This window comes from Nitrosomonas communis, from assembly GCF_001007935.1.
GTDB classification, from domain to species: domain Bacteria; phylum Pseudomonadota; class Gammaproteobacteria; order Burkholderiales; family Nitrosomonadaceae; genus Nitrosomonas; species Nitrosomonas communis.
Window position 1 is genome coordinate 2277263 of sequence record NZ_CP011451.1, and the last position, 14270, is coordinate 2291532.

General features: G+C 47.4%; 14 protein-coding genes, 1 pseudogene and 1 other annotated feature (1 of these 16 cut by a window edge). Of the genes and pseudogenes, 8 read left to right on the forward strand and 7 right to left on the reverse strand.

What is annotated here, in order from left to right; all coding sequences use genetic code 11:
• Positions 1–52 (reverse strand) — a sequence feature (AL1L pseudoknot) (it extends 65 nt beyond the left edge of the window).
• Positions 53–129: 77 nt separating this feature from the next.
• A pseudogene (locus AAW31_RS23615) lies at positions 130–243 on the reverse strand (hypothetical protein); the annotation flags it as partial.
• Between the two features lie 462 nt (positions 244–705).
• The gene (locus tag AAW31_RS18980) at positions 706–3063 is read right to left on the reverse strand and encodes a S8 family peptidase (RefSeq protein ID WP_052752187.1); all 2358 of its coding nucleotides are present in this window, start codon (positions 3061–3063) and stop codon (positions 706–708) included.
• A gap of 363 nt (positions 3064–3426) precedes the next feature.
• On the opposite strand from AAW31_RS18980, the gene AAW31_RS10285 reads away from it, so the two are divergent.
• Positions 3427–3732, forward strand: coding sequence for a hypothetical protein (locus AAW31_RS10285; RefSeq protein WP_144412920.1), 306 nt, complete (start codon positions 3427–3429; stop codon positions 3730–3732).
• Between the two features lie 111 nt (positions 3733–3843).
• The gene (locus tag AAW31_RS10290) at positions 3844–4335 is read left to right on the forward strand and encodes a HugZ family pyridoxamine 5'-phosphate oxidase (protein WP_046850177.1); all 492 of its coding nucleotides are present in this window, start codon (positions 3844–3846) and stop codon (positions 4333–4335) included.
• Positions 4336–4359: 24 nt separating this feature from the next.
• Here the strand turns inward: AAW31_RS10290 and AAW31_RS23125 are convergent, their stop codons facing one another.
• Both AAW31_RS23125 and AAW31_RS23130 read right to left on the reverse strand, forming a co-directional pair.
• Entirely contained in the window at positions 4360–4704 is a 345-nt protein-coding gene (locus tag AAW31_RS23125; protein ID WP_082110415.1) for a histidine phosphatase family protein, read from the reverse strand.
• Between the two features lie 25 nt (positions 4705–4729).
• Entirely contained in the window at positions 4730–4909 is a 180-nt protein-coding gene (locus AAW31_RS23130) for a histidine phosphatase family protein (protein ID WP_158441485.1), read from the reverse strand.
• 738 nt (positions 4910–5647) lie between these two features.
• On the opposite strand from AAW31_RS23130, the gene AAW31_RS10305 reads away from it, so the two are divergent.
• Together AAW31_RS10305 and AAW31_RS23135 are read left to right on the forward strand one after the other, a co-directional pair.
• The gene (locus AAW31_RS10305; protein WP_052752188.1) at positions 5648–6637 is read left to right on the forward strand and encodes a cyanophycinase; all 990 of its coding nucleotides are present in this window, start codon (positions 5648–5650) and stop codon (positions 6635–6637) included.
• 5 nt (positions 6638–6642) lie between these two features.
• Positions 6643–6768, forward strand: coding sequence for a hypothetical protein (locus AAW31_RS23135; RefSeq protein ID WP_258920388.1), 126 nt, complete (start codon positions 6643–6645; stop codon positions 6766–6768).
• A 57-nt stretch (positions 6769–6825) separates the two neighbouring features.
• Here AAW31_RS23135 and AAW31_RS10310 read toward each other — a convergent pair whose 3' ends face one another.
• The 3 genes from AAW31_RS10310 to AAW31_RS22785 form a co-directional block, all read right to left on the reverse strand.
• Entirely contained in the window at positions 6826–8028 is a 1203-nt protein-coding gene (locus tag AAW31_RS10310; RefSeq protein ID WP_046850180.1) for an RtcB family protein, read from the reverse strand.
• 139 nt (positions 8029–8167) lie between these two features.
• Positions 8168–9229 (reverse strand): IS5 family transposase, encoded by a 1062-nt coding sequence (locus tag AAW31_RS10315; protein WP_046849671.1) that lies wholly within the window; start codon positions 9227–9229, stop codon positions 8168–8170.
• A gap of 1501 nt (positions 9230–10730) precedes the next feature.
• A complete protein-coding gene (locus AAW31_RS22785; RefSeq protein ID WP_235264352.1) occupies positions 10731–11039 on the reverse strand; it encodes a hypothetical protein in 309 nt (102 codons plus the stop codon).
• A 707-nt stretch (positions 11040–11746) separates the two neighbouring features.
• Here AAW31_RS22785 and AAW31_RS10330 point away from each other — a divergent pair.
• The 4 genes from AAW31_RS10330 (at position 11747) to AAW31_RS10345 (ending at position 14266) form a co-directional block, all read left to right on the forward strand.
• Entirely contained in the window at positions 11747–12865 is a 1119-nt protein-coding gene (locus tag AAW31_RS10330; protein WP_046850183.1) for a YkvI family membrane protein, read from the forward strand.
• Positions 12866–13219: 354 nt separating this feature from the next.
• Positions 13220–13423 (forward strand): helix-turn-helix domain-containing protein, encoded by a 204-nt coding sequence (locus tag AAW31_RS22075; protein ID WP_200899595.1) that lies wholly within the window; start codon positions 13220–13222, stop codon positions 13421–13423.
• Complete coding sequence (locus tag AAW31_RS22080) at positions 13381–13716, forward strand: hypothetical protein (RefSeq protein WP_200899596.1); 336 nt, start codon at positions 13381–13383, stop codon at positions 13714–13716. The genes AAW31_RS22075 and AAW31_RS22080 overlap by 43 nt, the downstream gene beginning before the upstream one ends.
• Before the next feature lie 55 nt (positions 13717–13771).
• Positions 13772–14266, forward strand: coding sequence for a GIY-YIG nuclease family protein (locus AAW31_RS10345; protein ID WP_187426949.1), 495 nt, complete (start codon positions 13772–13774; stop codon positions 14264–14266).
• The last annotated feature ends 4 nt before the right edge of the window (positions 14267–14270 follow it).

Consider the following 14270-nt stretch of genomic DNA (forward strand, 5'->3'; position numbering starts at 1 on the left):
ATATCACCATCACTTCGGTCGACGGTCGAGCTCCGGCTGGGCGAAATATGCTGATGCCTTACGCAATATCTTGTTTGCTCGTTTAAGTTCACGATGTTCTTGTTCCAGTTGCTTGAGCCGCTCACGATCCAATGAAGACAAACCTCCTCGAATTCCCTGATCGGTTTCTGCCCGTCTTACCCACGCTCGCAGCGTCTCCGATGTACAGCCAATCTTGATGCGATCGATTTGATGGCCGACCACTGCGATTCATGCTCCTTTTGCTGTTCAAATATACCAATCGTACCGCTCGTTCCCGTACTTCCTGTGAATAACTGACTTGATTCTTCATCTTCTCCTCCTCTCAAGTCATTTCATCTCTGAAAAACCCGAGGCGGTTCACATCATAAGGAATTCAAGTTCTTTTTGCTGCTTTTCTTATCCCGAACTCACGTTAGATAACAAAGCCTCGAATTGTTCATGCGACATGGTTGAGAGATCGCATACCCCATTGAAAGACGGGTGCTTCTTGGCAATATGGTTGGCCAGTTTAGCCAGCGTTTGGGTAGTGCCAATGCCAACGCACACTGGCAAGCTGGTCCACAGTTATATTCGGCTATGTATTGACTGACCAATGTCCGTTGGCATCGACCAGAATTTGCTCATACCCTGTAGACCGAGAAAACACTCATCGATCGTATAAACTTCAACTCAGCACTGTGGAACTCACTTCATTCCTTTCGACGCCTGTTTTGGCTGAAGTTGCCATGTGACTCGACCCACTTCTTCACATTTCCAAATTTGCCGCACCGCAATTTGATAGGCCTCCTTGCGGTGCCTCTCGGGAATCTGGACCAGCAACCGGAGCGCCGTGCGTGACTTGATCGGAAACAAAACCTCGCCGAAATGCATGCGCCCGTGCGGATTGACCGGGATAAGCGCAACGGCGCGTTTGCGGTCTATCGATGCCATACCGAGCTGATGGCACTCATGGAGCAGCTCGTAGAAAATCAGCGGTACTTCAAGCACTGCCTTGGCCCCATCCGGGAGTTTCCCTATCACTTCTAGTGCCATATATCGGGCCTTGTCTGGCGTGCCTGGCGCAAGGAACTTGAGCGCCTTAAAACCTTTAGGAACCGTCGGATCTTCCACGTCGGGATCGTTGTTTTCGACGTTGAAGTTCCGCCAAGTGACATTATTATTTTCCCGAATGAAGCGCCGGAAGTTGTCCCAATTTAAGAAATCAGCTGGACCTGGCGCCGGATCTGCGGCGTTGCCGACCAGCCCGACAAAGCAATAGTGCCCGGGGCCAGGTATATCGGCTTGTTGCCAGACGATGGCGTCTGACACGGTCAGTTGCTCGCCAATCGGCACATTCGGAAGGATGGTCGTGCCCACCAGCGTCCACAGGTCCGGTGTCACCAGCGTGGCGACAGGAGACCAAAAAACAGTAGCCTCGACGTTCGCTGCAGGCGAACCGCCTTGGTTCAACACGCGCACATAGATATAGTTATCCTGGCCGATTTCCGCTGTCGATCCTAGCGTCGCAATGTTCTCGGTGCCGCTGTCCACTCCGAACTCGGCCTGCGGGTTTGCGACCGCCGTGGGTCTGAGTATGATGTCAGGGCTCGCAGAAATGGCACCGGTGTGCGGCTCGCCGGTATCGCCAACGAAGTCACGAATGTAGATGTCCGGTGCAGTGTTGAAGACCGTGTCAAAAATGTTGCGTAAATTGGGCATAACCCCGATCTGCGTGGTTTCGGTTATGGAAGATGGTGTCCCTGTCACCGGATTACTCAGTATGGCCCGTATCTGCCGGGGGCTGAAGCGGAAGCCTAACTGCGCTTCCGCGCGACCCTGCACTGCTAATGCTGCGCCGGTGATGATGGGTGAAGCGCCTGACGTACCACCGAAGCCGGCCGTATAGGCAGTGGTCGAGCCGCCTGCGTCAGAGGACAGGGTGTTGATGTTCTGACCCCAGGCATAGCAGTCAATACGCCTGCCGTGGGGCGCATAGGCCAGTCGGGTATGAGGTGCCGTCGAACTCGCAGCGGTAACGATGATCGCCCCCGAGTCTCGAAAATCTGGATTAGCAGCATCGCGGTTGAGGATCGCCTGACCCGCCAAGGTGGTGTATGTGTCCATATCTAGCGGTGGTGTGGAGCCGTTGTCAGTCCCGTTCCCACCTGCTTCGACCACGATGATGCCGAGCGCTGTGCCCAGCCGGATGGCTTCGTACTCGGCATCATATGCCTCAATCGGTCCGAGCAGAGTTGTACCGTTGAGATAGACCTGGGCTTCCAACAACAGAACGTCACCGAAGTTCAGGTTAGTGATGGCGGCGAAGATCGCATCCGGGCGTGTGCTCCCGTTGTAAGACACGACATCCACAGAAGCGATATTTGGGACGATTCCGATACACCCAACCGCATTGTCCACAGCGCAGATTTCGCCCAGGACTGAGGTGCCGTGGGCGCGAGAACTGTCAAGTAACGTGCCATGCAGCAGCGACGCCCCGTGCGCCGTAATATCTTCATGGTTCAGCGTCCAGCCTCGCTCCAGGTCGATGAACCGCTGTCCTGCACCGTCGCCGCCAACAAATGCCCAAGCGTACTCCGCATCGATACCGTCTGGCGAGGGATCGAGGTAGCCCTGATTCACGGAGCGGGGATCATCTGCTGCATTGACGACTGGATCAGGCCCAGCCTGGTCGATATATGCTGCTCGAACGCTGTTCCAGCGCAGGAGCGTCTTGACCAGTTCAACAAGGTCGGTCTCGGGCGGTGCATCAATATAGTAGAATGCGCTGAAGTTGGTAGGTTTGTAAGTCGGATCCATCTCCATCGCGCGGCGCGTCAATTCCTGTAAGTCGCTTCCTTTGAAATGAGTGAAGACTGGGCTTAACTTGAGGCCGGGGAACTCCTCTGTCAACTTCTTCCACGGCCCGATACCCGTATGCTCGATCTGATCTTCCAGGTCAGGTCGGTCAGCTAGCTGAATACCATCACGGAAGCGGATGACTACTCTCGGGCGATCAAACATCGCGTCATTAATCTCATCCTTTGGTTCACGTTGGTTTGCCATCATGTCCTCCTTTACATACTTTGGATTGCGGTGACCGCAGAGACCCGCTCAATCTGGAATCGGGTCGAGGTAACGGACTGTGTCCGAGATGAGCGATCGCGAGCGAGATTAGTGACATCCAGAAAAGCAAGGTGCTGTTTAATTTGATAAGAATGCTAAGTGCTTACAAAAATATAAGCAATAATTCATTTGCATACATTACTTTTACTGATAAGTGACCAAAAATTTCTGAGCTTAGATTATTTGTGCCTTCGTGATAAAAGGCATAAAGAGAAAACTCAGCCCAGTTATGAACTGGGCTAGAGTAGCGTGTTTGGAATCAGATAGCTTCGAAAAGATCCAAAGTTTGTGCTAGTGAAAGAAGTGGCAAACTATGAATTGAGTAAAATCAAGAAAGTTATGCAGTGGGGGGTAAGTGCTAGCTGGCCCGGTCCGAGGCAGTTTTCGGGGTTGGGTGGGGGGCAAACCGGCCCCTCGGGCGCGCATAGTGGGCCGCTGCGGGGCGGGCACATGAGGGTAGTCATACCGTGCGCACCCGGTGCGCCTGGAGGGGCGATAGCGTGGAACTCATCCCGCTTAAGCCGAACTCGGGTTCACTTAGCTCTCATCTTCACTAACCATACCATAAGCCATATAGCCAATGATCATCCAGAGGAGTATCTTCGGTGACGACGGCTTTGCGCGAGTATTTTTAGAGATTAAGCTAAACAGCTTGGTCAGTTATAAACTGAGCGTATAAAATAGTCTGTCCTATAACTATTGAAGTGTCCGTGTTCTCCGATGAGTGAAATAAATCAGCAAGAATTCGATGAGCTTACCAATCGTTATCGAAAACTAATCGCGTCTCAAAAAACCTTATTACTTTCTACCGCTTCGACTGATGGTGTCCCAAATATCAGCTATGCCCCTTTTGTGCGCGATGATACTGGGCTCTATTATATCTATGTCAGTGAACTGGCGAGCCATACAGTCGATTTACTGAATAATCCAAAAGCATCAATAATGTTTATTTGTCCGGAATCAGAATCTCATAATCTGTTTGCACGCGAGCGAGCCGTGTTAAATTGCAGTGTAAAAGAAATAATGCGGGATACTGAGGCATATACGCAGCGGATACAAGCATTGCAAGAAAAATTTGGCAATGTTGTCAGCGTATTATGCGCCTTACCAGATTTTCATCTATTTGCATTACGTCAGGAAAGCGGACGATATGTTGCTGGTTTTGGACAGGCTTTTGCAATCGATGTAGACAATGATAGTTTGAAACGTTGAATTGTTTTTGTAATCTTGGCGAATTTAAGTGCAATTCAACCTGTACTGTCGGTATTTGCAATTGCCAATATGCATTTCCCTCAATTGATCATCCTCGATGCGGCCCTCAAAATAGGCAATAAATACCCGCATGGTATCTTCGTGTGCGACTACCACTAATGTTTTATCCTTGTGTCCTTTTAGCCAGTCGATGAAGCGTAATACACGCAGCTTGTAATCAAGCAACGATTCACTGTCATTTACGCGCTTTCGTAGCGGATCATAAATAATCGCTACAAAATGGTCAAATACTAGTTTGCCCTCAAAGCCAGAGCGGATGTCAGCAAGATCAGGTTGAACCTCAATTGGCACTGAGTGGTAGCAGTTTATTACCTCTGCTTATTACCTCTGCTGTTTATGTGCGTGTTAGTGGAGAAACTACAATACGCTCAAATGCTACATGACGCAGCGTCAGTGCTGCTGAATGCGCCTGTTCCTGTTCCTGTTCTATGCCTACTTTTGTTAAATGGACGTCTCGGTTAGGATCATAGTTGCACAGGCCAAGATCATTATAATTAGTACGCCTATGGCGCATGAGGTAGATATCCATGCAACAAATGATTCTGAAATTAAAATCCAAGTGGGGTACAAAGTTAATACAGATTTAAAAATGTACCAAATAACGAGACAGAAGTGTAGTAGCCAGGTTTATAAAAAAATATGATTCTTTGAAAATGCATTGGCAGAATCAAGGTAGCGATGCAGCGTGAACGGGTGCAGATCAGCCTGCGTCGCCGCCTTTTTTCGGGAGGAGTAGGGCGCAAACTAGCCTCTGGCGCGTACATAGTTGCCTGCTGAGGGGATGGGGGTAGTCATCCCGTGCGCTGCCGGCGGCCCATGGACGGGCGGTAGCGTGGAGTTCACTTTGCCTAAGCCCAATGCTACTACGTTTAAGCTTTTACTCTTACTTACATGGCCTGGTCATGTATTCAGCAATAATCCACAGACGTTCCTCTAGGCGAGCAAAGCCTAAATCATCATTTCGGGTTGGAGTATTATCTATAGGGTATCATTTCTTTTTTCTGCTCAAGCTTAGACCAGAATTCATCGGTAAGCATTAATCTAGCATTACAGACTCTACTATTACTAGTGGTATGCAAGTCTTTCAATATAATGAATTTGCAATTATTTATAAAAATGATCAATAGGCTCTGATCAGATATGACTTTAATTCCGTGGTGGAAAGGTCTCAATAAATATTTACTGAATCTGATCCGTCACATCAAAATGTCGTGGCAGTCTTTTTATCCGCTGTTAAAAGGAGCGATAATTGATGCGTTATATAGCTGTTCTGCTGTTTTTGACATTTTCTCTGCTCCTAATTGCTGAGAAGAAACCCCCTTATGAATATTATCGTTTGGGGAATCAGGCTGATATCACTTCAACCGCTCAATCAGGCATAGTACTAATGGGTGCGGGTATCGATGTAGACGCAGCTTTTCAGTGGATGTGTGAATTGAGTGGCAATGGAGACTTTCTGGTAATCCGAGCAACTGGAACAGATGCCTATAACCCTTATATTCAGCAGCTGTGCCCAAATAGTAACTCAGTTGCAACACTCATCATTCCAACTATAGAAGCTGCCAATGATGAATTTGTCATCAACACTATCAATCAGGCTGAAGCAATATGGATTGCAGGCGGCGATCAATCCGATTACATCAATTATTGGAAGAGAACGCTCGTGCAGGGAGCTCTTAATGAGCGCATATTGCAAGGTGTTCCAATTGGCGGAACGAGTGCAGGACTGAATGTTCTTACCCAGTTTATCTATTCCGCACTTCTTAGCAAAGGCGTGACGTCCAGTGAAGCGCTTGCCGATCCTTTTAATAAGTACATTACGCTTGATCGGGATTTAATGAATTTATCAATTCTTCAAGGCGTAATCGGTGATGCACGCGTAATACCCCGTGATCGCATGGGGCGTAACATCGCATTTTTGTGTCGTATTTATGATAACGGATGGTCTGATCGGCCTCGTGCTATTTCTATCGATGAAGAAACAGCGCTACTTATCGATGCTCTCGGGATCGGTACAGTGGTGGGTAAAAGCAATGCATATTTCCTGCAAGCGCCTGGCGCACCAGAAATCTGTCAAGCAGGAAGTCCGCTAACTTATAAAGACATCAACGTTTATCGAATCAATGCAGCTGGAGGTAAATACCAATTGTTGAACTGGCATGGAATTGACGGTATTGAATATCTTGTTTCTGCAGTAGAGGGAGTGTTAACTTCAGACCAAGATAATCTCTCACCATACTAGCGAATATGGTAGGTGCCGGCCGGCCCCATCCCGCTCATCGGAATTTCGTGGGAAGAATGGGGCGCAAACTTGCCCATCGGACGCGCATAGTGGGCCGCTGCGGGGCAGTCGCCGTGTGGGCATGGAGGTAAAGTCATCCGATGCATGTCCGGCGGCTCCTGGACAGGCGATAGCGTGGGGATTAGTTATTATCCTTTAACATTTAATACCTGCTTCAAGGTATGCTTAATCTTCACCAAATCCCATTGATTTTCCATGACTTGATCAATATCTTTGTAGGCAGCTGGAATCTCATCAATTCTTGTTTCATCTTTAGGGCATTCAATACCTTTAGTCTGCTCCTCCAGATCAGCAACAGTGTAAATTCTCTTTGCCTCATTCCTTCCCAACTTTCTGCCCGCACCATGAGAACACGAGAAAAAGGATTCTTCATTTCCTAATCCTTCAACGATGTAAGATTTCGCACCCATACTGCCTGGAATAATGCCTAAATCACCTTTTCTCGCTCTGATTGCGCCCTTACGTGTAACAAGCACATCTATCCCGAAGTGGTGTTCTCTTGCAACATAATTATGATGACAGTTTATAGCTTCATCAGTAGTGGTGAATGATGATAAAAATTTACTCATACACTGCAACACAATATCCATCATGATCCGCCTGTTAAGTTCAGCAAACTCCTGTGCCCATGACACAGCATTAACATAGTCATCGTATATCTCGGTATGCTCAACCAAGTAGGCTAAATCTTTGTTGGGCAGATTATCCAGGATAAAATACCGTTCCATTTCTTCCTTGGCTTTCTCAATGAAATATGATCCTATTCTGTTGCCGACTCCCCTTGAGCCCGAGTGAAGCATTGCCCAGACGTAATCTGATTCATCTATGCATATCTCAGTAAAATGATTCCCGGTACCAAGGGTGCCCAAGTGGCTAATAGTGTTATATCCTTTGGCTTTAGGGTGTTTAGTAATGGTTTCTTCATATTCATCAGAAAGAAACGTATTCCAGTAGTGCGAAACACACTTAATTGGATTACCCCACGCTCCCCTGTCCGCACTCCCCCCGTTGTTGGTTCTTCCATGAGGTATTCTTTTCTCAATCTCTGAACGCAATTCATAAAGATTATCAGGCAGCATTGAAGCTTTTAACGATGTTTTAACCGCAGACATACCGCAACCAATATCCACACCTATAGCCGCTGGAATGATTGCGCCTTTGGTGGGAATAACTGATCCAATAGTTGATCCAATGCCAGCATGAACGTCAGGCATTACAGCAATATGCTTATGGATGAATGGAAGCTCTGATAGATCAGATAGTTGGTCTAATGTGCATTGATCAACTTCATCAGTCCAGACTTTTACAGGAGCCCTATTACTTAAGGGCACCTCTAAAAATACCTAAAAAAAGCAAATCAATTCAACCAGGAGGGCAATTTCACTTGATTCTCAAAGTTTTTCTGTCCAATAATTAAATTTTTCTAAATTCAAGGTGATTCGGGTTGTTATCTTCTCGTTTTTGCTCCCTTTAAGCCATTTCGGGCGCACTAACCCTATCGAAACTGAAATACCCTTTTCGAATCAGCGTCGCTACACGCTTGATGTTATAGACGAGGTTGAGTAAGCCTATGTGTACTTTTGCTCTCCCATAACCTATGGTACGAATCGTGATTCCGCCCAGTTCATTCGTCATCGAACCAAACACATGCTCGACTCGTGCACGTACCCGTGATTTCTCTTTGTTACTGGATTTTTGTGCTTGCGTGAGGGGATGATTGCGAGCGCCTTTTTCGTGAATCTGACTCGTGTATTTTGAGGTGACCAGACTTTCTTCCTGTGCATTGCTGCGGTATGCTGAGTCCGCATAAATATCTGCGCCTCCCACTTCAGGGGATTGCAGCACTTCTTCCAAAACCTGACTGTCATGAATTTGCGCTGAAGTAACTTCCCATGTGGTTATCAGCTTGGTATCGCGATCCATATTGACGTGATCTTTGTAACCATAAAATGATTCGCTGTTCTTCTTCGTCCAACGCGCATCAATGTCTTTTTGCGCCAGTTTGTGGGGATTCTGTCCCCATTCAATCGGAACGGCATCTTCTTTAATCATCTTGTTTTCTTCACGTGTATTGCGTTGTTTAGGCACACTCACAAAGGTCGCATCAATGATCTGACCTGACTTCAGTTCTACCTCCAACTCTCGTAAACATTCATCGAATCTTGCAAACAGACGATCCATCAGATGGTTCTCTTTCAACTCTTCCCGGAACGACCACATGGTCTTTGCGTCAGGCACTACCCCTGCCAGACCAAGTCCCAAAAACCGCATGAAACTCAACCGGTCCCGGACTTGATACTCCAGCCGATCATCCGACAGATTATTCATTCTTTGTAATACCAGCATTTTGAATAGCATCACCCGATCAAAGGGTTTGCGGCCTGCTTCACTTTTCCGGGGCTTCGTCGTTGTCTCTGCAAGAAGATCAGCGAATAGATTCCAATCGATTATGCGATTCAGCTCTTCAAGCGGATCATTTAACTTACTTAGCTGAGCATATCGATTGTCAAGGTCAAAAAAACCGAGTTGCATGGTGAGGACTCATATCGGGGAGCATAATCTCATTATTATACATTTGAAACAACGTGTTATCCTGGACAAATCAAGAAAATACTACTTTCTCCTAACGCGCCTCATTTTATAGCTTGAATTTTTAGAGGTGCCCTTAATACTTTCTTTATGGTCATTCTTTTTCACCAGTTTAAATTTAGGATGTTGACCAACTTTCAGTAAAAATAATTCCAGCATTAAGATAATATTTGGGTCTTTCCTTGGGTTAACTACTATTTATCAGTCTTATCTTGTAATTCCCCTATAAGCTGATAGCTTTCCAATATCAGTAACTTTGAACTCATCTTTTGTTATTTATCTATCTCTCGTCTCGATAGTATATGCGCTTCAAATGGGTCGCTTTCACGGATAACACAATCAGACTTAAGCGCAATATCTCATTCTAAGTCATCAGTCCAGTACATAGCATCTAGGTGATCTTATGCTATTTAATGTTGACCAGAATGCTGACCACGCTATTCAAAAATATGACCAAATATGCCTAAATTTGGTCTACCACAAATCAGAATTCTATTGATTTATAAATATTAAAACGAATGCAGCGTAGGCCGGGCCCGGGCGCATGCATAGCGCCCACTGTGTAGCCTCTCCGGAATAGGAATGGTTTACCCCTCCATCCGGTTCCTTTGGGTCTCACCCTAGGCGATTTTAGTTCGTTTCTGCCGATTTCACTGCCGGTACTCGCCACCATTGGGTTTCGGAACGATGCTCAGAAAAAGCTCGGAGGAAGCTGCTGCAAACCGTTGTTTTGCATGAGGGAGAGAGTGCAAGCGCGCTATAATAAATGGTTCAGGTTCGGCCCCGGTTCGGTTTGTGCACACCGGTTCGGTGCCAGGTAGAAAACTACTTTGGATTCTTCATCTATTTGTAAGCATATGCGACTGATACCCGGACTGTTAATCCGACGATCACTGGCATGAGAGAAGAGGTGGGAATCATCAATGTGTAAAATATTATTATATAATGTGATTACTTGGTTGCGCTGAAGAATGCGCCGGAGTGACCGCCGGATTTCGACTCCTTCTTACACATAACGTACATTTTTCTTGCATCTCGCATGTCGGTAGGTTGTTGATTTGCCCAGATGATCATTCTGCTCCTCCTTAAAAAATCAAAAATAGGATCATCATTCACCGGTAGCCAATTCATTAAACATGCCGTTTTTTGCTTCTCCACCCATACTTCTGTAAAGGTGACACATGACTTCAGAAGAGATAGTGAGTAGAAAAATCTGCAAGTAACATGGCACATAAAGTGCGCCTCCGTGATTAGGCGCTGTTCATAAAATACCATCAGAGATAAAGGCGATAGTCTTACTAGGAAAACAAATGTATGGCTGCAATCTTTACTTTCGACGCATCATCGATTGAAAGCTTGGCAAACGTAGAACTCTCTATGTATAACAATTGGTGTTGTGACGCTGAAAATACCTAACCTGGATGGCACCACGCATATCTTTATGTCACCACTGGAATTCATGCAACAGCTGGCTGTGCCGGTTCTCCAGCCAAGGCTCAATCTCATTCGCTATCATGATGTACTCGCGCCGAATGCCAAACTGTACCCTGAGATTATTCCTGACAGCAAGAAAAAACAAAAATAACCGATTTGATACGGATGATGATGCGCCACATTCTCCGGCTTCTGTGTGCATCAGTTGGGCACGCCTGTTAAAACGGGTATTCGATATTGACATCGAGCATTGCGGTGGAACCTTGAAAATATCGCTGCCATTCTGGAATCCGGTGCAATCACTAAAATTCTTGACCATCTCGGCTCGTCCTCCCGAGCGCCACCACGTTCACCTGTGCAGGTCCAGGGTCTTTTTGATCCCGTCTGATTCGTGGCCCATCTTTTTTAGCACACTTCATGATTAAGCTGACCATTCCGTCTGGGCGTCTTTCGCGTAATTAACAAAAAACGATCAAAAGTCAAACTATTTGCTGGTGATCTGACACAAATTTTGTGAATTTCTGATTAATTGCCGGTATGGTTGACAACCATACCGTTCTTGAGTAGATTCAGATTCAATGGAAAATGGCGTTTATTTTTCCTATACACCGCTTACGGTCGGCTTATGCGGAACGATCTGAATTGGACCCATCTTCCGGATTTCTCCACCGTGTCCTTCCACGTAGGCTTTCAGGGCATTGTGAGGATCAGCCAGCAGCTTCTCCCGATTCGCTGCCTTTACAGAGCTTTGGATGACATACTACACTCCGCGGGAATTGCTCGTGATGTATAATACAACGCACAGTCCCTGGCGCGAGATTCCAAGCTGAGGCAAAGTCGCAGCTCAGACGTAAGACAACACAAAGGAACTGCGCTTGAACCGCAAACTTCATCTGGAAAACCTCACTAAGGGACCATTACCGAGCCCGCGCTCGCTGCCTGGGGGTCGATTTGGCTGACTTAACGGCTTAATGTAAAGCAAGCGATCAATCTGTTGCGATGACCCAGTTGTTCTTGAGGTGAAGAGTGAACGATTTTTTCAGACGATATCTGCTGCCCGGGTTCGTGTTCGAATCCGCAGTGATCGCCGGGGGCTACGCCACCGGACGCGAGCTGGTGGAGTTTTTTCTGCCAGCCGGACCCTGGGGCGGTCTGCTGGGCATGGTGGTGGGCATGCTCGTCTGGAGCGCGGTGCTGATGGTCAGTTTCGAACTGGCTCGCGTCGCGCGCGCGTATGATTACCGTTCTTTCTTCAAGCTTCTACTCGGGCGTGGCTGGTTTCTGTTCGAGATTGCGTACCTCCTACTGATCATCATCATTATGGCGGTCATGGGGGCGGCGGCTGGTGAAATCACCCATAGCCTGTTCGGCTCACCGAAACTGATTGGCTCGCTGAGCATGATCGCTGCCACTGGTCTGCTGCTGTTCTACAGCAGTGCGACCATCGAGAAATTTCTGACCCTGTCCGTCGGCTATCTCTATCTCGTTTACGTCGTTTTTGTCATCTGGAGCTGCATCGCGTTCGGCGATCGCATTGAAGCCAGCTTCGCGGCGGCACCGCTTGGAGACAACTGGTTCAAGGCCGGCCTCACCTACGCCGGCTATAACGTCGCCACGATTCCCGCGGTTCTGTTTTGTATTCGTCATCTGAGCCGTCGTCGCGAAGCCATCGTCGCCGGAGCGCTCGCCGGTCCGCTCGGCATGCTGCCAGGCGTGCTGTTCTACATCGTGATGATGGGTTTTTACGACGAGATCGGCGCGGTGGTGCTGCCCTCGGCCTTTCTGCTGGCCAAGTTGCAGGCGCCGTGGTTCGAGTGGGCGTTCCAGATCGCGGTGCTGCTGACATTAGTAGATACCGGCGTGGCGATGCTCCATGCGATCAACGAGCGCGTAGCGAAGATCTACGAGGAGCGACACCGGCTCATGCCTCAGATGCTTCGTCCGGCGCTCTCCGTAGCGCTGATGGTCGTCTCGGTGTACGCGGCAGCAGGTGTCGGTCTGGTCGACCTGATTGCGCAGGGCTATGGCCTGCTCACCTACGCCTTCATCGTGATCTTGATCGTGCCGGTGCTCACTATCGGCATCTGGAAGCTTCATCAGCCGACACGGATTCAAAGTTCGATCACGTTGCAGTCGGAGATTTAGTCTTCTTATCGCGATTGTGGAGCCCGACCTCGCGCGCAGGAGACGCGATCGGCACAAGACTCTGCTCTGGGTGGCCTAACGTCTCGAGGCAAGCCAATCGAGCATGCGATTGAACGTGTCGGGATGCTCGACCATGGGGATGTGCCGCGCGTTTGCGATCATCGTGGCGAATTTTCCCGTACTTGATGACTTCACGTGATGACATTCGTGCACGGCCTATTTTTCCTTCGCGTGGCCATTGACCAAGCAGGATCACCTTGAACATCATCAGCACGTCAAGCGGTTCCTGGCCTCCACCATTCGATAGTTTGCGCTTGTATAGCATGTCTCCTATAAATTGATTATAATTTACAGATGACCTATCCGATATTATTTCGCCGTAAAGTATTATCCGTTCGTGAAAAGGAGAACCTCTCAATTACGCAAGTGGCCAAGCGTTTTTGCGTAGGTGTGGCCAGCGTGATGCGTTGGATCAATACTCCTGATCCCCCAAGACAACCCGCAACAAACCTGCAATGCAACCAGGATCGACATGGAGATGTTCGCAGGACGTCATAGGTTATCCGGACGCGTATCAGTACGAGCGCATCAAACGGCTGGGAGTCAGCACTTGCGTGATCGTCATAGACAAGGCGATGTTCCACAAGCGACAGGATATCCAAATCGCCTTTGCCAATGCCGGGCATACGCTTGAATACTACCGTCTTATTCTCCAGACTTTAATGGCATTGAACCCAAATGGGCCCAGGCCAAAGCCATCAGAAAAAGGGAAGGTTGTTCCATCGAGCAGCTCTTTGCCGCTTATGAAATTTAAATCATTTTATATGGGATCTGCTATATTCATATGTTAAAACATAAAATAATACACGAGATTATTCCTCATAAATATCACGTTTGACATTGGTAATGAAAATCTCCCAGGCGTATGAAGCGGTAAAATCACTACAGATTTCAATGAAAGAAATATTTGAGTCTTCAGAAATTGATTTTCCGTTTATAAGTAGGCTTGCAATGGGAGGTAAGATTGGAAACTCAATCCGTGGCATTCTGATCTCAGGTGATGGAATTGGGTCAAAAAGTGGAATATATCTAATAGCCACACCTGAAGAAGATATTCTCTATATTGGAAAAGCTACCAAAAATAACTTGCACCATAGAGTGTGGAGTCATCTTCAAACTCCACAAGAATTAGAAAATGGTAACTGGTCATTTCCAAACAATGCATTCGAGTCTTTTGGGCCTCATAATGAATACGTTCAAATAATAAGAAACGGATATGCAAGACTTGGTGTAATCACGATTTCAAATTCCAATTTAGTTTCGCTTGTGGAAGTTTATCTGCATACTCTACACCATCAAAAATATGGCTCGCTTCCATTCTTTAATAAGCAGATTGGATAAGCAT

What these genes read in the sequence shown, in the direction of transcription:
- AAW31_RS18980 (WP_052752187.1), bottom strand. Translation starts at nt 3,063, where the DNA reads ATGGCAAACCAACGTGAACCAAAGGATGAGATTAATGACGCGATGTTT.
- AAW31_RS10290 (WP_046850177.1), top strand. Translation starts at nt 3,844, where the DNA reads ATGAGTGAAATAAATCAGCAAGAATTCGATGAGCTTACCAATCGTTAT.
- AAW31_RS23130 (WP_158441485.1), bottom strand. Translation starts at nt 4,909, where the DNA reads ATGCGCCATAGGCGTACTAATTATAATGATCTTGGCCTGTGCAACTAT.
- AAW31_RS10305 (WP_052752188.1), top strand. Translation starts at nt 5,648, where the DNA reads ATGCGTTATATAGCTGTTCTGCTGTTTTTGACATTTTCTCTGCTCCTA.
- AAW31_RS23135 (WP_258920388.1), top strand. Translation starts at nt 6,643, where the DNA reads ATGGTAGGTGCCGGCCGGCCCCATCCCGCTCATCGGAATTTCGTGGGA.
- AAW31_RS10315 (WP_046849671.1), bottom strand. Translation starts at nt 9,229, where the DNA reads ATGCAACTCGGTTTTTTTGACCTTGACAATCGATATGCTCAGCTAAGT.
- AAW31_RS22785 (WP_235264352.1), bottom strand. Translation starts at nt 11,039, where the DNA reads ATGGTCAAGAATTTTAGTGATTGCACCGGATTCCAGAATGGCAGCGAT.
- AAW31_RS22075 (WP_200899595.1), top strand. Translation starts at nt 13,220, where the DNA reads ATGACCTATCCGATATTATTTCGCCGTAAAGTATTATCCGTTCGTGAA.
- AAW31_RS22080 (WP_200899596.1), top strand. Translation starts at nt 13,381, where the DNA reads ATGCAACCAGGATCGACATGGAGATGTTCGCAGGACGTCATAGGTTAT.
- AAW31_RS10345 (WP_187426949.1), top strand. Translation starts at nt 13,772, where the DNA reads ATGAAAATCTCCCAGGCGTATGAAGCGGTAAAATCACTACAGATTTCA.